At 39.2% G+C, this 23,542-nt stretch carries 18 protein-coding genes and 1 tRNA gene; 8 read left to right on the top strand and 11 right to left on the bottom strand.

Going from position 1 to position 23,542, the window contains the following annotated elements; all coding sequences use genetic code 11:
* Positions 1-27: 27 nt before the first annotated feature.
* From PSF86_RS11905 to PSF86_RS11865, 9 genes are all read right to left on the bottom strand, one after another.
* Positions 28-2,541, bottom strand: coding sequence for a DUF5686 family protein (locus PSF86_RS11905; protein WP_277900307.1), 2,514 nt, complete (start codon positions 2,539-2,541; stop codon positions 28-30).
* A gap of 104 nt (positions 2,542-2,645) precedes the next feature.
* Positions 2,646-3,200, bottom strand: a complete 555-nt coding sequence (frr, locus tag PSF86_RS11900) for a ribosome recycling factor (RefSeq protein ID WP_277900306.1) — start codon at positions 3,198-3,200, stop codon at positions 2,646-2,648.
* Between the two features lie 48 nt (positions 3,201-3,248).
* The gene (pyrH, locus tag PSF86_RS11895; protein ID WP_277900305.1) at positions 3,249-3,956 is read right to left on the bottom strand and encodes a UMP kinase; all 708 of its coding nucleotides are present in this window, start codon (positions 3,954-3,956) and stop codon (positions 3,249-3,251) included.
* Between the two features lie 141 nt (positions 3,957-4,097).
* Positions 4,098-4,922: a translation elongation factor Ts gene (tsf, locus tag PSF86_RS11890; RefSeq protein ID WP_277900304.1), complete on the bottom strand. Its 825-nt coding sequence runs from the start codon at positions 4,920-4,922 to the stop codon at positions 4,098-4,100.
* Positions 4,923-5,018: 96 nt separating this feature from the next.
* Positions 5,019-5,816 (bottom strand): 30S ribosomal protein S2, encoded by a 798-nt coding sequence (gene rpsB, locus PSF86_RS11885; RefSeq protein ID WP_277900303.1) that lies wholly within the window; start codon positions 5,814-5,816, stop codon positions 5,019-5,021.
* 264 nt (positions 5,817-6,080) lie between these two features.
* Positions 6,081-6,467 (bottom strand): 30S ribosomal protein S9, encoded by a 387-nt coding sequence (gene rpsI, locus PSF86_RS11880; RefSeq protein ID WP_277900302.1) that lies wholly within the window; start codon positions 6,465-6,467, stop codon positions 6,081-6,083.
* On the bottom strand, positions 6,467-6,922 hold the full coding sequence (rplM, locus tag PSF86_RS11875) for a 50S ribosomal protein L13 (protein WP_277900301.1): 456 nt from the start codon (positions 6,920-6,922) through the stop codon (positions 6,467-6,469). Before rplM ends, rpsI begins: the two co-directional genes overlap by 1 nt.
* 154 nt (positions 6,923-7,076) lie before the next feature.
* Positions 7,077-9,902 carry a DNA polymerase I gene (gene polA, locus PSF86_RS11870; protein WP_277900300.1) on the bottom strand — a complete coding sequence of 942 codons (2,826 nt, stop codon included), beginning with the start codon at positions 9,900-9,902 and terminating at the stop codon, positions 7,077-7,079.
* Positions 9,903-10,122: 220 nt separating this feature from the next.
* Positions 10,123-11,115: an isoaspartyl peptidase/L-asparaginase family protein gene (locus PSF86_RS11865; protein ID WP_277900299.1), complete on the bottom strand. Its 993-nt coding sequence runs from the start codon at positions 11,113-11,115 to the stop codon at positions 10,123-10,125.
* Positions 11,116-11,156: 41 nt separating this feature from the next.
* Between PSF86_RS11865 and PSF86_RS11860 the strand changes: the two genes are divergently transcribed.
* The 4 genes from PSF86_RS11860 (at position 11,157) to PSF86_RS11845 (ending at position 14,025) form a co-directional block, all read left to right on the top strand.
* Positions 11,157-11,879 carry a copper homeostasis protein CutC gene (locus tag PSF86_RS11860; protein WP_277900298.1) on the top strand — a complete coding sequence of 241 codons (723 nt, stop codon included), beginning with the start codon at positions 11,157-11,159 and terminating at the stop codon, positions 11,877-11,879.
* A 67-nt stretch (positions 11,880-11,946) separates the two neighbouring features.
* On the top strand, positions 11,947-13,188 hold the full coding sequence (locus PSF86_RS11855; RefSeq protein ID WP_277900297.1) for a metallophosphoesterase: 1,242 nt from the start codon (positions 11,947-11,949) through the stop codon (positions 13,186-13,188).
* 97 nt (positions 13,189-13,285) lie between these two features.
* Positions 13,286-13,582 carry a thioredoxin family protein gene (locus PSF86_RS11850; protein ID WP_277900296.1) on the top strand — a complete coding sequence of 99 codons (297 nt, stop codon included), beginning with the start codon at positions 13,286-13,288 and terminating at the stop codon, positions 13,580-13,582.
* Positions 13,583-13,665: 83 nt separating this feature from the next.
* A complete protein-coding gene (locus PSF86_RS11845; RefSeq protein ID WP_277900295.1) occupies positions 13,666-14,025 on the top strand; it encodes a bleomycin resistance protein in 360 nt (119 codons plus the stop codon).
* 70 nt (positions 14,026-14,095) lie between these two features.
* Here the strand turns inward: PSF86_RS11845 and PSF86_RS11840 are convergent, their stop codons facing one another.
* Positions 14,096-14,734, bottom strand: a complete 639-nt coding sequence (locus PSF86_RS11840; RefSeq protein WP_277900294.1) for a polysaccharide deacetylase family protein — start codon at positions 14,732-14,734, stop codon at positions 14,096-14,098.
* 53 nt (positions 14,735-14,787) lie between these two features.
* Complete coding sequence (locus PSF86_RS11835) at positions 14,788-18,168, bottom strand: glycosyltransferase family 117 protein (protein ID WP_277900293.1); 3,381 nt, start codon at positions 18,166-18,168, stop codon at positions 14,788-14,790.
* 187 nt (positions 18,169-18,355) lie between these two features.
* Here PSF86_RS11835 and PSF86_RS11830 point away from each other — a divergent pair.
* The 4 genes from PSF86_RS11830 (at position 18,356) to infB (ending at position 23,490) form a co-directional block, all read left to right on the top strand.
* Positions 18,356-18,427, top strand: a tRNA-Gln gene (locus tag PSF86_RS11830).
* Positions 18,428-18,877: 450 nt separating this feature from the next.
* The gene (gene rimP / locus PSF86_RS11825) at positions 18,878-19,339 is read left to right on the top strand and encodes a ribosome assembly cofactor RimP (protein WP_277900292.1); all 462 of its coding nucleotides are present in this window, start codon (positions 18,878-18,880) and stop codon (positions 19,337-19,339) included.
* A gap of 13 nt (positions 19,340-19,352) precedes the next feature.
* Positions 19,353-20,585: a transcription termination factor NusA gene (gene nusA, locus PSF86_RS11820; protein WP_277900291.1), complete on the top strand. Its 1,233-nt coding sequence runs from the start codon at positions 19,353-19,355 to the stop codon at positions 20,583-20,585.
* A gap of 37 nt (positions 20,586-20,622) precedes the next feature.
* Positions 20,623-23,490, top strand: a complete 2,868-nt coding sequence (gene infB, locus PSF86_RS11815; RefSeq protein WP_277900290.1) for a translation initiation factor IF-2 — start codon at positions 20,623-20,625, stop codon at positions 23,488-23,490.
* The last annotated feature ends 52 nt before the right edge of the window (positions 23,491-23,542 follow it).

The raw sequence follows: 23,542 nt of genomic DNA, 5'->3' as shown, positions 1-23,542 counted from the left end.
AAAGGTAGAAAACCTATGCGAATGTGCCTAGAATCCTAAACTAAAATAGTACGTAAACTTAAAGGAGACATTGTCTTCAAAATTAGGTAAATGATACGCTCCATACCGGTACATAAAATTAAGTCCGAAGCCTTTGAGTATTTTGTTTATTTCCAGCCCGCTTTCTAGATATCCATTTTCAAGGGAGCTAAACTCAATTCCCTCATGCTGTTGTTTTTCTGATACGTTTCCAATTGCAAACCGTGAAATTAAAACGAGCTCGGGCCTAAATTTTTGGGTAATGTTAAAGCGTTTAAAAAAATGTTTGGCCTGCAAAATGGCATACCTGTCAGAAAAAAATTCATTGAAATACATGGTTTCAAAGCTATCCCTTCCGGCCACCGAAAACCTGTTCATTATTTTTTCTCCATCGGGCTGGTTGGGAGATGCATTGTACAATTCCATAATGGGCAAATCGCCAAAACTTATCCCGCCTATAAAAAGAAACGTTGTTTTGCCTTTGTTAAGTGGCTGTATTTCATGTCTTGCCCTTAATGCTATTTTGGAAAAACTTAAATCGCTGTCAAAAATATTTCTAAGTGCTTGCGATGCCTGAATGGTAAACTGAGGATATTTGTTGTCTATAATAACTTTTCCCTCGTTTGTTTGCATGTACTTATTAAAGGGATTCCATTGAAACGAAGCCGTTATAAAACTTGATTGGTATGTGGTGTATGTCTTGCCGTCGTTTGTGTAGGTATAATCGTAAGTTGGTTTTACGTCCTGATGCGATAACTGGAATTTTGAGCTTAATTTTGGCGTGAAATCATGGGTAAGATATGTGCTTATATCTTTTACTTTTTGAAACTGACTCAAGTTGAACAACCGGGGTTCGAAAAGGTAAAAAGCCCTTCCGTCAGTAATAAAAGTTAGGCTTCCCGTTTCTACCAGATCGTCTTTGTAGTTAATTCCAATACGGGTGTCGTCATATTTATCGAGCCTGCTTTCTGCCCCAAAACCGTATTTAAAATCCTTATCCTTCGTTCCATAGGCCCCGTATGCATGAAGTTTGTATTTTCTGGAGAAGGTATTGTTGGTAACGGCGCTCATACCAATTCTAAAACCTTCGTACCTGTTAAACTTTAAAAGGGATTTATAATCAAAATCGATATATTTTGTGCTTACATAACCTACCATTACTTTTCTTATGAATGAAATCTTTTTTTCAAAATTTCTGGCATCCACAAGGCTGTCTACGGCTTTATAGGTTTCTTCTTCTTTTTGTGTAATGGGAGCCTTGCGGTATTGGTTCCAAAACTCTTCATCCCTTTTTGGTGCGGCATCCAGCAATTCTATGGCGGTACCACGGCGTTCTATGGTAACGGGTTTGTTTAAGGCAATATCAAAATTGTTTATTTCAGAAGTAAGATAAATGTGTTTTGTAATATCGTCAGGATTTGTTCCAACAAAAGTTGAATCTTCCATTTTGCTGCTTGTTGCAATTCTAAGTTTTCCAAATAAGGTAACTACATTGTCGTTTTGCCCTTTTCCAACTATTAATTTATTGCTGGTTGGAAACCAAATGTCGTTTTCGGGGAAGTATTTGTAATCTTGAACTGCTTGTACGTCAATGGTAGCATTTAGTTGGGAAATTATTTTTTGTACGGCAAAACTTTTTGTATCAATATAAAGTACCCCTTCCAGAGCTATTTGCTCTTTATTTTTTTTGGGAAAATAATGTACCATATACCCTTTTCTATTTTGCTCGGCTATGGTGTCTATCAACATGTAATTATAGGTTGAAAGCGCTTTACTGCCAAGGGGGCTAATAAATTCGGTACCAAAGACCTTATATCTGTCTTTGTAAAAAGAAAACGATTGCATCTCTAAGGTGAGAATTTCGTAAATGGGCTTTTTAAAGCCTGCCATTTTTGTTCCTAGAATAGTTTCCCGTTTTTCTTTTTCCTTGGAATAAGCAAAATTTGAAACTTTTTCAGTAATGTACAGATGCGATTTACGTAATTGTCTTTTTAGCTCGTAACTGGTAGAATCTACCTTTTTAAACTTTAAGCCTTTTCTTTTAACCTTAAAAATGGAATCGATGGCACCATTTATGGAATCTGGGTTTGCTGTAATGATAAGTTTGCTGTAACTGTTAAAGCTATATGTGTTTAAGGCGTCATCGGGATTGTTGTTTTTTTTCTTTGCTATTGCATTTTTAATGATTGTTTGGGCAAAGTTATGTTGTTCCAACACCACCTCGTTTAACGCTTCGATACTTTTATCGAGTAAAATATTGAGGTGTTCTTGGTTGTCGACAGCAATTATTTTTGACTGGTATCCAATATAGCTTATTTCTATGCTGGAAAGGCCATTGTTTGCGTTTAATGAAAAATCACCGTTGCGGTCGGTAATGGTATTGTCTCCATTTTCTGTAGTTATGGTAGCAAAAGAGAGGGGTACATGTGTTTCGCTGTCTTTCACGTTTCCGGTAATTATGACCTTTTGGGCAACACATATTTTTGCTGAAAATATAAAAATAAGGACCGCGAGATATTTCATCTTACAAATAAAGTTGTTGCTTAAAAATGTATGTAATGTTACAAAAAATAAAAGCGACTAGTTTTAGCCGCTTAAAAAATTTAGTGAAAGTTTAACGAAGCACGTTAAACGGTCATGATTTCTTTTTCTTTGACAGCTAAGGTATCGTCTACTTTTTTGATGTATTTATCAGTTAACTCTTGCATGTCAACTTCGGCATTGGCTATTAAATCTTCTGATGCATCCAACTTTTTTATGTCTTTATTGCCGTCTTGCCTTGCATTTCTTACCGATACTTTTGCATCTTCTGCTTCGGCCTTGGCCTGTTTTACCAGTTCTTTTCTTCGTTCTTCGGTTAATGGCGGTACATTTATTATTATCATTTCCCCGTTGTTCATAGGGTTAAAGCCTAGATTGGCAACCATAATGCCCTTTTCTATTTCCTGTAACATTGACTTTTCCCATGGTTGAATGGAAATTGTCCGGCCGTCCGGGGTATTAACGTTTGCTACCTGGCTAAGCGGGGTAGGAGACCCGTAATAATCTACCATAACACTGGCAACCATTGCCGGGCTGGCTTTGCCGGCGCGTATGTTTGCAAATTCTTTTTCAAGGTGCTTTAAGGCACCATCCATTGCTTCTTTGGAAGTATCCAATATAAATTTAATCTCGTCGTTCATAACTATTATAGTTTTTAAAACAGTTTAGCTAATTGTATGCCAATTTAATTAAAGATTCACTTTTGTGCCAATTTTTTCTCCCGATACAACTTTTAACAGGTTCCCTGATTTGTTCATATCAAAAACAACAATGGGTAACTCGTTTTCCTGGCTTAAGGTAAAAGCTGTTGTGTCCATTACCTTGAGTCCTTTGTTAAGCACATCCTTAAAGGTAATATCGTCGAATTTGGTGGCGTCTTTGTTTTTTTCTGGGTCAGAAGTATAAATACCATCTACACGGGTGCCTTTTAAAATTACATTGGCATCTATTTCTATGGCACGCAACACAGCTGCCGAATCTGTTGTGAAATAAGGGTTTCCGGTACCTCCTCCAAAAATAACAACACGGCCTTTCTCTAAATGTCTTACTGCTCTTCTTCTTATAAAGGGTTCTGCAACTTCATTGATTTTTATGGCCGACTGAAGCCTTGTTTCTATGCCTTCGTCTTCTAAAGCCGATTGAAGTGCAAGGCCGTTGATAACGGTTGCCAGCATTCCCATATGGTCGCCTTGAACCCTGTCCATGCCATTGCTGGCCCCGGCCACGCCTCTAAAAATATTTCCGCCTCCAATAACAATTGCTACTTCTACACCTTTGTCGGTTACCGATTTTATTTCTTCAGCATATTCCTTAAGCCTTTTTGGGTCGATCCCATATTGGCGTTCTCCCATAAGGGCTTCTCCGCTTAGTTTTAGAAGTATTCTTTTGTACTGCATATTTTTTTGTTGAAGGATTATCTGAATAATTTCCGAAGCAAAAATAAGCAAAATTATTAAGTAGCGAAGCGGGAATTTTAATGCAAAAAACCACTTCCGAAAATAAATCCGAAAGTGGTCTTTAATATATATTGTGTTTGCTTATCCTAAAGCAACTCTCTCAAAAGCTGTAACGGTAAGGTCGCTGTTAATAGACTTAACGTAACCGGCAACACTTTGTTTGCTGTCTTTAATAAAATCTTGGTTTACCAAAGTGTTGTCTTTAAAGAAACGCTTTAATTTACCTTTAGCGATGTTATCCAGCATAGCTTCTGGTTTTCCTTCGGCTCTTAAGGTATCTTTGGCAATCTCGATTTCTTTATCTATTACTTCTTGGTCTACGCCAGATTCGTCTAAGGCCACCGGGTTCATGGCAGCAGCCTGCATAGCAACATCCTTGGCGGCAACATCGGCACCTTCTACATTGGCAGAAAGACCAACCAAAGTGGCAATCTTATTGCCTGCGTGGATGTAAGATCCTACAAACGGAGCTTCCAATGTTCTAAAATCGCCGATTTCTATTTTTTCGCCGATAACTCCTGTTTGCTCGATTAATTTATCGGAAACTTTGATTCCTTTGTAATCTGCATCCAAAAGTTCTTCTTTCGAATTGTAGTTTAAGGCCAATTCGGCAAGGTCGTTTGCAAGGGTTACAAAAGAGTCGTTTTTAGCAACAAAATCGGTTTCACAGTTTAAGGAAACGATTACGCCTTTTAAGCTGGCATCGTTTACTTTTGCGATAACAGCACCTTCAGTAGACTCCCTGTCGGCTCTTTTTGCTGCAACCTTTTGTCCTTTTTTACGAAGTATTTCTACTGCTGTATCAAAATCGCCTTCAGCTTCAACCAATGCATTTTTACAATCCATCATGCCGGCACCGGTAGCTTTTCTTAGCTTATTAACTTCAGCGGCTGTAATTTTTGCCATTTTATTTATCAGTTTTAATTAGTAAAGTCGTTATCCTTTTATTTTCCGTACAAAAGTAAAGAAGATAAAAGGATAACGACTTTATGAAATTATTATTTATTCGTTTTCTTCAGCTTCTAAGGCTTTAGCTTTTTTTTCTTTAGCCTCTTGTTCTGCTTTTTTATCTTCCTCTTCTTCAGCTTGCTTTTCAGCGGCTTTGTCGGCTTTTCTTTCCGAAAGGCCATCGGCAATAGCACCTGTAATGTGAGAAAGTACTTTTTCTATGGATTTTGAAGCATCGTCGTTTGATGGGATTACGTACTCAACCTCTCTTGGGTCTGAGTTTGTATCTACCATCGCAAAGATTGGAATGTTTAATTTTTGTGCTTCTTTCACGGCGATGTGCTCGCGCATGGTATCTACAATAAACAATGCTCCGGGTAAGCGGGTCATGTCTGCAATAGAACCTAAGTTTTTCTCAAGCTTGGCTCTTAAACGATCTACCTGTAGTTTTTCTTTTTTGGAAAGCGTGTCAAAAGTACCGTCTTTTTTCATTCGGTCGATAGAAGCCATTTTCTTAACGGCTTTACGAATAGTTACAAAGTTGGTAAGCATACCGCCCGGCCATCTTTCGGTAATGTAAGGCATGTTTACTGCGCCTGCTTTGTCTGCAACGATATCTTTTGCTTGTTTCTTGGTAGCTACAAATAGTATTTTTCTACCGGATGCTGCTATTTTTTTAAGGGCTTCGTTTGCCTCTTCGATTTTAGCAGCAGTTTTGTATAAATTGATAACGTGGATCCCGTTACGCTCCATGTAAATGTAAGGAGCCATGTTTGGATTCCATTTTCTGGTAAGGTGACCAAAGTGTACACCTGCTTCCAGTAAATCTTTAACTTCTATATTATTTGCCATTTTTGTAATAGTTTACGTTCCGTTGCCCATACAATGGGTTTTGTTTATTTAGCAATGATAAAGTGGTCACGGTTTCTCGATTGCCTTTACCATTTGGATGCTAAACCAATCTTCTTTTCTTTTAAGCGAAATGAAGCAACGACATGTTAATTTTTTGCTGAATTTATTTCAGCACCTTTCAATAATTGAAAATTCAAAGTTGTTTCAAAAAATAATTTCGTTAAGAAAATTGCAGATTCTGAAACAAGTAGTTCAGAATTGAAATTAACGTTTTGAGAATTGGAATTTCTTACGTGCTTTCTTCTGACCGAATTTTTTACGTTCTACCATTCTTGGATCTCTTGTAAGCAATCCTTCTGGTTTTAAGGTTCCTCTGTTTTCTACATCTACTTCGCAAAGTGCCCTGGAAATAGCCAAGCGGATTGCTTCTGCCTGTCCTGTAACACCTCCACCGTACACATTTACTTTAATGTCAAAGTTCTCAGCATTCTCTGTTAACGTAAGAGGCTGTTGTACTTTGTACTGTAATGTTGGTGTTGGGAAGTATTGCGTAAATTCTTTTTTGTTGATAGTGATGTTTCCTTTACCTTCAGAAACGTACACCCTTGCAACGGCGGTTTTTCTTCTACCGATTTTGTGAATTACTTCCATTATTTAAGATCGTTTAAGTTAATTGCAGTTGGTTTTTGAGCTCCTTGAGCGTGCTCTGCACCAGCGTACACTTTTAGATTACGGAATAAATCTGCACCTAATTTGTTTTTAGGGAGCATCCCTTTAATAGATTTCTCTAACAAACGAGCAGGATCTTTTTGGAAAAGTTCTGTAGCTGTTGTTATTTTTTGACCGCCTGGGTAACCGGTATGGCGCACATATTCTTTGGTGTTCCATTTATTTCCGGTTAAGTTGATTTTTTCTGCGTTGATGATAACTACGTTATCCCCACAGTCAACATGCGGTGTGTAATTAGGCTTGTACTTACCTCTAAGTAGTTTGGCTACCTTAGAAGAAAGACGTCCTAGCGTCTGACCATCGGCATCAACCAAAACCCACTGTTTGTTTACAGTAGCTTTGTTTGCCGAAATTGTTTTGTAGCTTAATGTATCCACACTAACTTTTTTTAAAAATTAAACATTCCATTCCCATCCCCAAAAATGTGAATTCGGGATAATGGGGTGCAAAAGTACAATTATTTCTATTATTTACAAACAGCGGGTGTTAATAATTTGTTGAATAAAACAAATTGGTTTTAAGTGGGTTATGTTAATGCGCCTCTAACCAATTTTTACCCAAACCTACTTCTACATCCAAAGGAACACTTAATTTATAAGCATTTTCCATTTCGGTTTTAATAAGCTCTTTTACAGTATCGAGTTCTTCTTTGTGGGCGTCGAATACCAATTCGTCATGAACTTGTAGCAACATTTTGGTTTTAAAATTGCCTTCTTTTAATTTTTTCTGAAGGTTTAGCATGGCAATTTTAATAATATCTGCGGCGCTTCCCTGAATGGGTGCATTTACTGCATTCCGCTCGGCGGCACCTCTTACTACTTGGTTTCGGGAATTAATGTCTTTTAAATACCGACGCCTGCCCAAAATGGTTTCTACATAGCCATGGTCTTGCGCAAAATGTACTTGTTTGCTTATATAGGCTTTTAGCTTCGGGTAGGTTTCGTAATAGGTGTCAATAAGTTCTTTGGCCTCCGTCCTGTTCAAGGTAGTTTGATTGCTCAATCCAAAGGCAGAAACCCCATAAATAATTCCAAAGTTTACTGTTTTGGCATTGCTCCGCTGTTCGCGGGTTACTTTATCAATATCGACTTTAAATACTTGTGCGGCCGTAGATGCATGGATATCTTCTCCGTTTTTGAAGGCTTTAATCATATTATCTTCTTCGCTTAAAGCGGCAATAATCCGTAGTTCTATCTGAGAATAATCTGCGGCCAGCAGTGTATAATCTTCATTTCTTGGCACAAAGGCCTTTCGTACTTGCCGGCCTCTTTCTGTACGGATCGGGATATTCTGTAAATTGGGGTTGTTGGAGCTCAATCTTCCCGTGGCGGCTACTGCTTGGCTGTAAACCGTATGTACATGACCCGTTTTTGGATTGATCTCATTTGGCAAAGCGTCTACATAGGTGCTTTTTAATTTGTTGAGTTGGCGCCATTCCAATATATCGGCTATTATTTTATGGTCTTTTGCTAGGTAAGAAAGCACGTCTTCGGCTGTTGAATATTGCCCGGTTTTGGTTTTCTTGGGTTTGTCTACCAGTTTTAACTTGTCGAACAAAATAGGCCCCAATTGCTTTGGCGATGCAATATTGAATTCTTCTCCGGCTTGTTCGTAGATGTCTTTTTCCAACCGGAGGATATCATCAACAAGGTCTTTTGTGAGGGAATGCAGGAATTTTTCATCTAAGTTGATGCCTTCAATTTCCATTTCGGCCAACACTTTTACCAATGGGGCTTCAATTTCTTCAAATAATTTTTTTGCATTTCGATTGGGCAGTTCCTGTTCGAATAAGTTTTTAAGCTGAAGGGTAATATCGGCATCTTCTACTGCATACTCGGTTTGTTGTTCTATGGGAACGGTTCGCATGGAGCGCTGGTTTTTCCCTTTTTTACCAATAAGGGTTTCAATGGAAACGGGCGAATAGTTTAAATAAGTTTCGGCCAACACGTCCATATTGTGGCGCATATCGGGGTTGATAAGATAATGCGCAATCATGGTATCAAAAATAGGCCCCTCAACGGGCATGTTGTAATTGGACAATACTTTGATATCGTATTTTAAGTTCTGCCCAATTTTTTGAATGTCCTTATGTTCAAAAAAAGGTCTAAACTCTTCTAAAATAGCTTTGGTTTCTTCTTGATTTTCGGGAAAGGATACATAAAATCCGGTGCCGGGCTCCCACGAAAAAGCACAGCCCACCAATGCTGCCTGCAACGATTTTATACTGGTGGTTTCGGTATCAAAGCATACGCTTTTTTGTTGTAATAATTTTTGTAGCAATAGTTTTCTGGCAAGCGGTGTATTGGTATGCTGATAAAAATGCGGTACTTGTTCAATGGTTTTGTAGCCCGAAATGGCAGTCGTGTTTTCTTCGGTTGCTTCATTATTTCCAAAAAGGTCGTATTGCACGTCCAGACTGTTGTTTACTTTGCCTTTGTTGGTTTCGGCATGGGTTTCTTCAGTTGAAGCTTCCTGGCCGAAAGTTTTCAATAGGTTTTCGGCAAGCCTTCTAAATTCCAGTTCCTGAAAAATTTCCTGCACTTTGGCTAGGTCGGGCGTGTTGAGCTCAAAGTCTTCCTCATGAAATACTACCGGAACATCGAGCATAATGCGGGCCAATTTTTTTGAAAGCAGTCCTTGCTCGGCATTGGCTTCTACTTTTTCTTTCATCTTTCCTTTTAGCTGATCGGTATTGGCCAAAAGGTTTTCCATGCTGCCAAATTGCTGAAGGAATTTTTTGGCAGTTTTTTCACCCACACCGGGCAGGCCGGGAATATTGTCCACGGCATCACCCATCATCCCCAAAAAATCGATTACTTGATCGGGGGTTTCAACCTCAAACTTTTTTTGCACTTCGGGAATGCCCCATATTTCTATACCGTTGCCCATGCGTGCGGGACGGTACATAAAGATATTTTCAGAAACCAGCTGCGCAAAATCTTTATCGGGTGTTACCATATATACTTTATAATTGGCTTTTTCGGCTTGTTTGGCCAGAGTTCCAATAATGTCGTCGGCCTCGTAACCCGGTTTTTCAATGCACGGAATGTGCATAGCCTTGAGGATTTCTTGAATAATCGGTACGGCAATACGAATGGCCTCCGGGGTTTCGTCGCGGTTGGCCTTGTAGGCTTCAAACATTTCCACACGGTCCTTGCTGCCTTCTTTGTCGAACGCAACGGCCAAATGATCAGGCTTTTCTCTTTTAATGACATCCAGCAACGAATTCATAAACCCCATAATTGCCGATGTGTCCATACCTTTGGAATTAATTCTCGGGTTTTTTATAAATGCGTAATATCCTCTAAAAATCAATGCATACGCATCTAAAAGAAAAAGTCTTTTCTGGTCAGACATGTTTTTTGTATTTGAAGTTGAAAGTTGTAAAGTTAAAAAAGTTATACGAGTTTAAGCTGAAGCATTGCTAAGTTAATGCCGCTTTAGTCAATGTTTAATAAAATATAATGTATAAAACCGTGGTAATACCTACAAGGTCTGAAAAAAACCTTGCAGGAAAACAGAAAACTTAAAATGATTTAATTACAAATTGGTTTTCGATCATTTTGGCGAATAGAGATTATTTCTTTACAAAAGAACCCGATGGATTATCGCTTTGTCCCGCTCCGTCGTATTTGCTATAACTAAACCCTGGGTGAATGCAATAAGCCCCGGTTTCCCCATTTTTATTAATGGCTAGAAAACCTACTTGAAAATCGTTGTAATTTTTGTTTTTTGAAACAATACGATTTACAGCTTCTTCGCAAGCTTCTTGTGGCGATTTCCCTTGCCGCATTAACTCTACAATTAAAAAAGAGCCCACGGTTTTCACTACTTCTTCGCCAACCCCGGTTGCTGTGGCACCGCCTACTTCATTATCTATAAAAAGTCCAGCACCAACCAAGGGCGAATCGCCCACACGTCCGCCCACTTTATAGGCCATGCCACTAGTGGTACACGATCCGGAAATGTCGCCATTGGCATCAATGGCAAGCATGCCAATGGTATCGTGGTTTTCAATATTAATGATGGTTTCGTATTTCGATTCTTTTTTCCATTCCAGCCATTCTTTTTTCGACTGTTCGGTAAGCAAGTTTTCCTTTTCAAACCCTTTTTCGTAAGCAAACTGCTCGGCACCCTTTCCGGCAAGCATTACATGAGGCGTGTCTTCCATTACCTTTCGGGCTACCGATATGGCGTGGGTTATGTTTTGCAGGTATACAACCGAACCACAATTCCCGTCTTTGTTCATAATACAGGCATCGAGCGTCACGTTCCCGTCCCTGTCCGGACGGCCGCCTTTTCCCACCGTTTGGTTGGTAACATCGGCTTCTTCAATCATTACGCCTTGTTCTACTGCATCGAGGGCGTTTCCTCCGCTATTTAAAATTTCCCATGCTTTTGAAGTGGCATTGTGGAAATTCCATGTGCACACAACAATGGGCCTTACAGCTTTTTTTATGGTTTTCGGTTGGATTTCACCTATAGGTTTTGACCAAGATGATAAAAAAGGGATGGAGGCAAGCCCCGTTGCGCCTAATCCGGTCTTTTTCAGGAAATTTCTTCGTTGCATACCTTATTGTTGATTATTTTTACGGTTTAAATATAAGGAATATGATTGTAGAAATATGTTCCAATTCTGTAGAATCTGCCTGCAGTGCCCAAAAGGGGGGTGCTGATAGAATTGAACTTTGTGCAGAATTGGAAGTTGGGGGAATTACACCTTCTTATGGGGTGATTAAAAGAGTAGTTGAAAAACTTTCCATTCCCGTTTTTGTACTGATACGGCCGAGAAGTGGAAATTTTACCTACACCCATGCCGAATTTGAGACAATGAAAGAAGATATAAAATTTTGTAGGGAAATTGGTTGTAAAGGAATTGTGTCCGGGGTTTTAAATCAAGATAATACTTTGGATGCAGAGCGGACCAAAGAATTAATTGAATTAGCAAGACCGCTTTCATTTACATTTCACAGGGCTTTCGATTGGGTGCCGAATCCAGATGAAACCATGAAAAACCTAATTGGCCTAGGTTGCGACCGGGTATTAACGAGCGGACAGCAGTCCAAAGCGTTAGATGGTTTACCGCTTTTAACAGTGCTTCAATATAAATATGGAAAGAATATAAAAATCATGCCGGGAAGCGGGATCGACGAACAGAATGTATTGAATTTTAAGGAAAACGGCTTTATAGAGATTCATTTTTCGGCATCGGTACCTGTCAAGGTTTTAAAAGTGCCACCTCCCATATCCTTCAACAACAATGCTTTTGACGAAAGTTTTGTGAAAAAATCCGACCAAAATAAGATATGGCAAATTGTAAATAAAGTTAAATAAACTCTAAAATATCTGTAAGTTGCTGTATATAAGATATTTTTGTTGAAAAAGTTCGAGAAAGAAAAATATGTCGCGTTTTTTTATTGTTTTAGGAATTATATACCTCATTGGAGCCTTTTATGGCTTTCAAGCCTTTAGAACCTTAGTTAGAAACCCATACCTGCAAGTAGCTTATGCACTTGCATTTGTAGCCGTTTTGGTGAATGTTTACCTTCAATTTAACCATTTTGATAGATCTCAGGGAATGTCTCATGCCATGGGAATTTCGGTAGGGCTCTTTTTGGCGTTTATGACGCTGGGTTTTTTCTCCGGAATTTTTATGCTGATTGAAGATTTGGGGCGTTTGTTTGGATGGTTGTTTGGTAAAATTTTTCAATCGGGTGCCGTTGCTTCAAATACTTTTCCGTCAAGGAGAAAATTTATAAGCCGTATTGCGTTGGGCGTTGCTGCAGTTCCCTTTTTGTCGTTGCTTTATGGAATGTACAAAGGAAAATACGATTATCAAGTGTTGAAGTATACATTGGAGTTTGACGACCTTCCCGATGCTTTTGATGGTTACCGGATTACACAAATATCAGATATCCACAGCGGAAGCTTCGACAATAAAAAGAAAATAGAATATGTAGTAGACCTTATTAACAAGCAGGCCTCGGACGTGTTATTGTTTACCGGAGATTTGGTAAACAACGTTGCTACCGAGATGCATCCGTGGAAGGAAACTTTTTCAAGATTGCATGCCACAGATGGGGTTTTTTCGGTATTAGGGAATCACGATTATGGCGATTATGCCGAATGGCCTTCAGAAGAAGCAAAAAAAGAAAACCTTGACGAATTGAAGAAAATTCAAAAGGATATGGGCTTTGACCTCTTACTGAACGAAAGCCGTTACCTAGAAAAAGACGGACAACGAATTGCTTTAATTGGTGTTGAGAATTGGGGCGAAGGCGGATTTAAAAAAGCAGGAGACCTTGAAAAGGCAATAAAAAATATTAAGCCAGAAGATTTTAAAATTTTAATGAGCCACGATCCTTCACATTGGCAATATCAGGTTTTAGAACATCCGTACCATTACCATTTAACCTTGAGCGGGCACACGCACGGAATGCAGTTTGGGGTAGAAATCCCGGGCGTAATTAAATGGAGTCCTGTAAAATACAGGTATAAATATTGGGCCGGGGTTTACGAAAAAATGGGGCAGTTTATAAACGTTAACCGTGGGCTGGGCTTTATAGGCTATCCGGGACGTGTGGGAATTTGGCCAGAGATTACGGTAATTGAATTAAAGAAGAAAATTAAACCAGTAGTATAGTACATACAGCCAAAAAAGCTGTCAAACAGTTAGTTTGGCGTATTTTATTACTTTTTTTAGTACATTTGATTAATAAAGATGTTAAAATTGAACATTTATGTCAAAGTTTGGGGAGTTAATTGCCGGTAGTATTCCGGTTCTTTTAGACTTTTATACCGATTGGAACGAATCTTCTACAGCTATGCACCCGGTACTTCGGGACGTGGCCGCAGCACTTGGGGATAAAGCTAGAGTTATAAAAATAGATATCGATAAAAATCAGGAACTTGCCGAAGCATTAAGGGTTAAGGGCTTGCCAACCCTGATGATCTACAAAAGTGGCGAAATGGTATGGCGCCAAAGTGGCGAGCAAGATGCCAATACGCTTATTGGCTTGTTGCAGGAATATGTTTAGCGAAAAATAGCCGTATTTTATTTTAATAGTTGTAAGAGATTAACCATAGATTTTTTTAAAGTCATAAAGAGGCTAAAGGAAATATGCTAACCGATATTCATCCAAAATTACCTATGCGCGACAAAGTGGTTACGAGAGAATTCTACATAAACCGATTAGGGTTTAAAGAATTTGGAAATGTCGATTTTGAAGGCTATTTAATGCTGGAAAGAGACCGGATTCAAATTCATTTCTTCAAATTTAAAGAACTGGACCCGAAAGAAAATTATGGTCAAGTTTATATTAGAACCAGTAATATTGATGAATTCTATAAGTTATTGTTGATGGGAAAGACGGAAATTCATCCCAACGGAAAGCTAGAAAACAAACCTTGGGGCCAAAGGGAGTTTTCCGTACTTGATCCAGACAATAATTTGTTGACATTTGGGCAAAATGCTTTTTGAATAAAAAAAGTTTTAACAGGGACGACAATCCGCATTATATAATAAATCATACACAAGCTAGTCGTGATTATTAAAGATTGCTGCATTGAAAATTCTCTGTGGCCAGAAAGTTTAAAATTTCCGGAAGTGTTTTTTTTAGGATTGGAAAGGACTTTTTGCTGTCGTGAAAAACGATAATGCTTCCGGGCTTTATATGTTTCTGTACATTTTCAATACATTTTTTAGCTGAATTGGTCAAGTCGAAATCGGCGCTCAAAACATCCCACATAATAATTTTGTAACCTTGGTTTATTAATTCTTTTGAAACTTTTCTTGAAATTCGCCCATATGGTGGCCTGAACAATTTTGGTGCATTTGGGGTCAAAAATCCGGCAAGGGATTTATCAGCCAATAAAACATTGTCCATATAATCTTTAAGGGGATGCTTTTTACAGTTTAAATGATTGTGTGTGTGATTTCCTATGGAGTGGTCTTCAGAAATAATTTGTTTGCATATATCGGGGTGCCTATCGATATTTTTTCCGATACAAAAAAAAGTTGCTTTGGCCTGATGCTTTTTTAATTCATCGAGAACAAAATTGGTAACAATGGGGGTCGGACCGTCATCAAAAGTTAAAAAAACCTCCTTTTTGTCGGTTTCCAGTTCCCATGTATAATCCTTATAAAGCGATTTGACCACTTGTGGGGTTTTTACCAAATATGCTTTCATGAGATATAATTGACAAAGCCGCTAAGCAGGCTTAGCGGCTTTGTCTTGTTTTTTTAGTTGTTTTCCAAGGGAAGTGAATCTACTTCCATTTGAGGGGTAACGTCTTTGGTTTCGTTCATCGCGGCCGAATCTATATTGGTTTCGGTTGGATTTCCGTCTATTATGGGATCTCCTTCTGGAACCTGTGTTGGTTGAGCACTTCCGGGTCTTCTGTAAAAATGACTAAAGCGCTCTAGGTATTGGTTAAAGGTCTGTGTCTCTGGCAATGCAAAATCTTTTTCGTCGTGCGCTACCACAATATCGAGCAGGCTCCTGTAACGCTCTATATCGCTTACAATATCTGATGCATACGAATATTGATCGTCTATATCAAGATTGCTATAATAGTTAAGGCTTTCTTGATATTTTCTGGCAACTTCTTGGTAGAGTTCCCTTGCCTTTTCTTTTTCATCGATCTCGTAATAACCTTGTACATATGGCTCAAGGAAAACATAATAACCAAAATAACCAAATGGCATTTTTTCCATGGCAAGGTTAAGAATGTCTTTGGCTTTGTCTTTTTTGTTGGTATTTATCAATTTTTCTGACAGCCTTGCCAAATTGCCCCGATACGAAATACTATTTTTTCTGGTTTCGGGGTCATGGTAAATATTAGGCGATTCAGAATTGCCCCAATCCCATTCTGTAACAATATTATACATGAGGTCTTCGTCTATTCTGCCCATTTCATATGGATTGTTCTTATCGATAGGAGTCTTTATTGGAACGAGCTTGTATACAAGTCCGTCTAATTGCAAGTAGTCCTTCATCCATAAATATTCGGCAGGGTCAAAACTGCCGCCCGTAAAATAGATAGGCCTTTCCCAGTTGTTGTTTGCGAGGAGGTCCAGCATGAGCAATCTGTTTTTTGGCAAAGCGGATTTTGGAAGGTCAATATCTATATAATCAACAATATCGGCAGCATCTTTTTCTTTCACCAAACCAGTTTCCAAAACATTTTTCCTGTTTACGGGAACCCTGATTTTATTGGTAGGGTAGAACGGTAAATTTAAATAGCTTTCTGGATATTGGCTTGGATCACCACCACGTTTTTTAATAAGGTTCCTTATGGTATTATCATCGTTGGCAATCCAATCCATAAAGCGTTTAATATCCCAACGCTCATCGGTTAATTGCTGGTAATAAACCACATCCCTGACGCCATAGGCATACTTATCGTGTGTTAATTGAGACGGGATAGGTTTGCTTTCGTATGCGGCCCGCTTCATTTGGTCGATGTACCAGTCGGTAGCGAACAAGCTGGTGTTTATGGTCCTTACATCGGTGCGGTAGCCTTCAATTTCCTGAGCGTACCACAAAGAGAAGGTGTCGTTATCGCCAATGGTAAAGAGCATGGCCCCGGCATCTTCTTCAATAGAATCGAGATACGATTTTGCCATGGACTGTGCCGTGTACCTGTCCGATCGGTTATGATCGTTCCAGTTCTGGTAAGCCATTACCGATGGAACTGCAAGCAGGCATATAGCCGTAATAATAGGTGCCAATGTTTTTGGGGAAAGGTATTTTTTAAATTCATCAAAAAGCGCATAAACGCCCATGCCGATCCACATAGAGAACACAAAGAAAGAACCCACCAGGGCATAGTCTCTCTCGCGTGGTTCAAAGGGGCGTTCGTTTAGGTATATTTTTAAGGCCAGTCCCATAAAGAGAAAAAGGGCGAACAGCACCCAAAATTGCTGTTTACTACTTTTCACCAAGAAAATAAAGCCAATAAGGCCAAGAATTAAAGGTAAAAAGAAGTACATGTTTCTGGCTTTGTTGTTTAAAACATCCGATGGCAGATTGTCTTGAGAGCCCAAGCGCCACTCGTCTATAAATTTAATACCACTTAACCAATTTCCGTGGTTGTCCAGTTTTCCTTGTATGTCGTCTTGCCTCCCCACAAAATTCCACATAAAGTAACGCCAGTACATATATCCCATCTGGAACTCAAACAGGTAATGCATATTTTGCCAAAAACTGGGTTTCTCAACTATAAGGAATTCGTTAAACTGTTTAATAAAGTTAAGGTATTCATCGGCATCGATAGTACCGTTTTCCAGTTCTCTTTTATATTGGCTTACGGCATCGGTTAATTGTTTTTCACTTCTGTATTGAGGCTTTACCATAATATTTACGGGGCCGGTTATCCTCATATAGTTGGCCGCGTGCTCGCTGCTCCACATTCTCGGCATGAAACCTTCTTGGGCGTGGTTTGGCCCGGGCCTGGCATCTTTGTAATTGTTTACAATTACATATTTTTTGGTTTTATAGTCCCTTTCGTATTTTGGTTTATCATCTATATATGGGTCATCAGGATCCTGGCCCGCAAAGGCATCGGTAAACATAGGTCCGTAAAACAAATGCGTTTCGGGGTACTGTTCCAAGTTGTAATATGCTAATAACTGGCGGGCATCGGTAGGGCTGTTCTCGTTAATAACGGTTCCAGCATTGGCACGTATGGGCACCATCATCCAAGTGGAAAAACCTATAAGGATGAACAGGATGCTTAAAATTACCGTATTTATTAATTTGTAGTTCTTTTTTCGGGTGTAATTCAGGCCGAAATAAAACAATACCACAATGATGATTCCGGCAATGATTGTTCCCGAATTGAACGGAAGCCCAATGCTGTTTACAAAAAACACTTCCAAATAGCCAAAAACCTTTAGCACATTGGGTAGTAAAAGTTTGAAGAGAAACAATAAAATAGCTATTGAAATTACATTGGCGGCTATAAAAGATTTTGCATTATATTCTTTATAATTTTTAAAATAATAAATCATCCCGAGTGAAGGAATGGTCAACAAGGCCATAAAATGGACCCCAAAAGATAGTCCAACCACTAATGATATTAAAATAAGCCAGCGGTGTCCTCTTGGGTTGTGCATGTCGTCTGCCCACTTTAGTCCAAGCCAAACCATAAGCGATGTAAGGAGCATGGCCATGGCATAAACTTCGGCTTCAAGAGCATTAAACCAGAAACTGTCGGTATATGTAAAAGTTAATGCCCCAACAAGACCACTGCCAAGTATGGCCATATATTTCCCGGAAGTCAGTTCTCCCGATTTCAAGGCTAATTTTCGGGTAATATTGGTAATAGACCAAAACATGAACAAAATGGTAAAGGCGCTTGAAAAAACCGACATATGGTTAACCGTAATGGCTACCGATTCTGCATTAGGGGCAAACATGGCAAAAAAGGCTCCTATCATTTGGAAAAAAGGTGCTCCAGGGGGGTGTCCAACTTGTAATTTGGCCGAAGTTGCTAAGTATTCCCCCGCATCCCAGAAGCTGGATGTTGGCTCTACCGTTAAGTGATATGTAATTAATGCGATTAAAAAAACTATCCATCCAAGGATGGTATCCCATTTTTTATACTGAGTTGCGGTCATGTTTTTAATTATATAATGCAGGCGAATTTAATAAATAATAAGTGAAACTGGCTTACTTTTGAAAAATGTTAACAGGGGAGCGGTAAAAGAACAAAAAATTATTTAAAAAAATATTTGTGCATCTAAAAGTTTGTTATAAATTTGCACCTGCTTTTACGGACAAGACCCCTGATAAAGCATATTTTACTGGCCTATGGTGTAATTGGTAACACAGCTGATTTTGGTTCAGTCGTTCAAGGTTCGAGTCCTTGTAGGCCAACATAAAACCCTTTAAAAACATTCGTTTTTAAAGGGTTTTTGTTTTTTTAGATGATATTATAACTATTCAAGATTAAATTTAAATGGGTTATATAATTAATACAAATAATATTAATAGGAATTAACTAAGTTTAAGTTGATCCAGACTGATATAGATGAAATTAAACAAAATAGGGGCACAAAAAAGGGTGGTTTTTTGGAAACTTCTTTGTAATGCATTACGCACATTGAGCGGATAATATTTAGTCCTGATCCCATCCTGTATTCAACGAATCCGCCTATGCTTAACCGCAATGGTTTCTCGAAGTTTTCCTAGAAGAATTTGATACATAATAAATTACTTTGGGCGAAGTATTTATAGGTTTAAAAAAAATTGTATATTTGCACCGTTGAAAGTGAATAATCTATTTCAGAGGGGACAAAAAGTCCCCTCTTTTTATACTAATCTTAGATGTTGAAGGAAAAAGTAACAGCGCTTTTAAACGAAGTTTTTGAAGATGACAAATCGTTGTTCTTGATTGACTTTTCTATAACTCCGGATAACAAAATCAAGGTGATTATAGACGGGGACAACGGAGTTTCTTTAAAAGATTGTATTGCCGTAAGCAGGCATGTGGAGCACAACCTTGACAGGGAAGAAACAGATTTTTCTTTAGAGGTAACTTCCCCTGGGGCAACAGAACCCATTGTTAATAATAGGCAATTCAATAAAAACAAAGGCAGGAAACTTCAGGTTAAAACCGCCGAGGAAAAATTTGAAGGAGAACTAACCAATGTTGCCGAAAGCGGTATAGCATTGAGCTGGAAAGCCCGTGAACCCAAGCCTGTTGGTAAGGGGAAAGTGACGGTAAAGTATGAAAAAGAAATCCCTTTTGCGGATATTATGGAAGCTAAAGTGATGATAACATTTTAATTAAGAAATTGACATGGAAAATCTTGCATTGATCGAATCATTTTCTGAGTTTAAAGACGACAAACTCATAGATCGTGTAACCTTAATGGCCATTTTGGAAGATGTATTTAGAAATGCGCTAAAGAAAAAGTTTGGTTCTGATGATAATTTTGATATCATTATAAATCCGGATAAAGGGGATTTAGAGATTTGGAGAAATAGGATTGTTGTTGCCGATGATGAAGTAGAAGACGATAATCAAGAAATATCACTTACGGAGGCTAGAAAAATCGAACCCGATTTTGAAGTGGGCGAAGATGTATCCGAAGAGGTGAAGCTTATAGACCTGGGAAGAAGATCGATATTGGCATTAAGGCAAAACCTTATTTCTAAGATTCATGAACATGACAATACAACAATATACAAGCAGTTTAAAGACCTGATCGGAGAAATATATACTGCCGAAGTACACCATATTCGTCATAAAGCTGTTATTTTGTTGGATGATGAAGGAAACGAGATTATCCTTCCGAAGGATAAACAAATACCTTCAGACTTTTTTAGGAAAGGAGAAAATGTACGCGGTATAATAGAAGGTGTGGAGCTCAAGGGAAATAAGCCGATGATTATTATGTCGAGAACAGCTCCCGAGTTCCTTGAGAAACTATTCGAGCAGGAAATCCCCGAGGTTTTCGATGGGCTTATTACCGTGAAGAAAGTAGTGAGGATACCCGGCGAAAAAGCAAAAGTAGCCGTAGATTCATACGACGACCGTATAGACCCGGTAGGGGCCTGTGTGGGTATGAAAGGTTCTAGGATTCATGGAATTGTCCGCGAATTGGGGAACGAGAACATAGATGTTATTAACTTTACCAATAACCCACAGTTATTTATCAGCAGGGCGTTGAGCCCGGCAAGGGTAAGTTTAGTAACTTTGAACGATGAAACCAAACATGCCGAAGTGCTTTTAAAACCCGAAGAGGTTTCCAAAGCCATTGGTAAAGGTGGTTTTAACATACGTTTAGCCGGGCAATTAACCGGTTACGAAATAGATGTGCTTCGCGAAGGAGTCGAGGAAGATGTTGAGTTAACAGAGTTCTCAGACGAAATTGAAGCATGGATTATAGATGAATTTAGAAAAATTGGTCTCGACACTGCCAAGAGCGTGCTCGATCAGGATGTAAGCGATTTAGTTAAAAGAACAGACCTGGAAGAGGAAACTATTTTGGAGGTGGTCAGAATTCTTAAAGAAGAATTTGAAGACTAATTTTAGGGAAAATAAAATTTAGGATAACAAATATTGTATGGCTGAAAGCGCAAAATTGAGGCTAAATAAAGTTTTAAGAGAGTTAAACATTTCGTTGGACAGGGCGGTAGAGCACCTATCGGCCAAAGGTTACGAAGTGGAGGCCAGGCCTACCACAAAAATAACCAACGAAGTGTACAACGTGCTCTTGGATGAATTTCAAACAGACAGAAGCAAAAAAGTAGCTTCTAAAGAGGTTGGAGAGGAAAAGCGTAAAGAAAAAGAAGCGATCAGGCAGGAGTTGGAAAAAGAAAATGAGCTAAAACGCCAAAAGCAGGAAGAGCAAGAAGTGGTCAGGGCTAAAGCAAATTTATCGGGACCAAAAACCGTAGGAAAAATTGACCTCGACGATAAAGACGATAAAAAAGAAGAACCGGCCGCAGAGAAAAAAGAAGAAGCGCCAAAACCAGCCGATAAAGTAGACACGCCTCAGCAAAAAGAGAAAAAAGAAGACAAGCCGGCGGAACCTGAACAAAAACAGGATAAACCGGAAGAGAAGGCATTCCAAGCTAAAAAAACGGAGCCTTCTGCCAAGAAGGAAGATGCCGAAAAGACAAAACAACAGCAGCCTCACAAGCCAAAAGCAGAAGAGAAGCCTGTTGTAAAGCAAGAGCCTAAAGCTCCAGTTAAAACAAAAAAAGTAATTGTAGACGGGGAAGAAGTAGATTCTGAACAGGTTAAAACAAAATATACCAAGCTTTCAGGACCTAACTTTACAGGGGAAAAAATAGATTTATCGCAGTTCAATAAGCCTAAAAAGAAAAAAGAAACTTCAAAAGAAGGTGATAAAAAAGGCTCGAACAATGCTTCAGACGACAAGAAAAAACGTCGCAGAAGAATAAGTAAAGAAAATAATAGAGGGCCAAGACCAAATAACAACGGTGGAGGAAGATTCAATAAAGACAACAGAAACCAACGCGGAGGCAAAGGACGACGTTCTCATGTAGAAAAAGTCGAGCCAACCGAAGAAGAGGTTCAAAAGCAGGTTAGGGAGACCCTTGAAAAACTTCAAGGAAAATCCAGTAAGTCCAAAGGTGCTAAATACCGTCGTGAAAAAAGAGATTTCCACAGACAAAAATCCGAACAGGAGCAGGCTCAGCAAGAAGCACAAAACAAGGTGCTTAAAGTTACAGAGTTTGTTACCGTGAGCGAAGTGGCAACCTTGATGGATGTACCTGTTACTCAAATTATATCGGCTTGTATGTCGTTAGGGATGATGGTGACAATGAACCAGCGTCTGGATGCTGAAACATTGACCATTATTGCTGATGAGTTTGGTTATGAAGTAGAATTTATAACAACCGATATAGAAGAGACTACTGTAGAAGAAGTCGATAATCCTGAAGATTTAGAAACACGTGCGCCAATAGTAACCGTAATGGGTCACGTAGACCACGGTAAAACATCTTTGTTGGATTACATCCGAGAAGAAAATGTAATTGCCGGTGAGAGCGGAGGAATTACCCAGCATATCGGGGCATATGGGGTTACCCTAAAAGATGGCCAAAAAATAGCTTTCTTGGATACACCCGGTCACGAAGCATTTACGGCAATGCGTGCCCGTGGAGCCCAAGTTACAGACCTTGCCATTATTGTGGTTGCTGCCGATGACGATGTCATGCCGCAAACCAAAGAAGCAATCAGTCATGCACAGGCAGCAGGAGTGCCCATTGTATTTGCCATAAATAAGGTGGATAAGCCAACGGCAAACCCAGATAAGATTAAAGAAAGCCTTGCCAACATGAATTTACTTGTTGAAGATTGGGGAGGTAAAATCCAATCGCAGGATATTTCGGCTAAAACCGGGCAGGGTGTTCAGGAATTATTAGAAAAAGTACTCTTAGAAGCAGAACTGCTTGAATTGAAAGCCAATCCGGACAAAATTGCCAACGGTACCGTGGTTGAAGCATACCTTGATAAAGGTAGGGGATATGTTTCTACGGTGTTAGTGCAGGCGGGTACCCTTAAAATTGGTGACTATGTACTTGCGGGAACCCATAGCGGTAAAGTAAAGGCAATGCAGGATGAACGCGGTAAAGATATCAAAGAAGCGGGCCCTTCAACACCAATATCTATTTTAGGATTGGACGGTGCGCCACAGGCGGGAGACAAGTTTAATGTATATGAAGACGAGCGTGAAGCAAAGCAAATAGCTACCAAACGTACGCAATTGCAGCGTGAACAGTCTGTAAGGACACAGCGCCATATTACTTTGGATGAAATAGGAAGACGTATTGCACTAGGCGATTTTAAAGAGCTTAATATTATCTTGAAAGGAGATGTAGATGGTTCTGTTGAAGCATTGACAGATTCATTCCAGAAACTTTCTACCGAAGAAATCCATATTAATATCATTCATAAGGCCGTTGGACCAATTACAGAGTCGGACGTGCTTTTGGCAACCGCATCAGATGCCATTATTATAGGATTTAATGTAAGGCCGATGGGCAATGCCCGTTCTGTAGCCGATAGGGAAGAGATAGACATCCGTACTTATTCTATTATTTACGATGCCATTAACGACCTTAAAGATGCAATGGAAGGAATGTTGTCGCCTGAATTAAAAGAAGAGATAACCGGTACCGCTGAAATTCGGGAAACCTTCAAGATTTCAAAAGTCGGGACTATTGCAGGTTGTATGGTAACCGATGGTAAAATATACCGAAACTCGGGAGTGCGTTTAATACGCGACGGCGTTGTGATATTTACCGGGGAATTGGCTTCATTGAAACGTTTTAAAGATGATGTGAAAGAAGTTTCAAAAGGTTATGACTGCGGACTTCAAATAAAGAACTACAACGATATTCAAGTTGGAGATATAGTAGAAAGCTTTAGAGAGGTAGAGGTGAAGAAAAAGCTTAAATAAGCAAAACTTTTATACATAAAAAAGAGCGGCCCCTTGAGCCGCTCTTTTTTTT

Origin of the sequence: Galbibacter pacificus (assembly GCF_029603165.1) — a bacterium.
Classification (GTDB): domain Bacteria; phylum Bacteroidota; class Bacteroidia; order Flavobacteriales; family Flavobacteriaceae; genus Galbibacter; species Galbibacter pacificus.
Note: the sequence above shows the minus strand (reverse complement) of the source record. Positions and strands in the feature narration are given on the sequence as shown.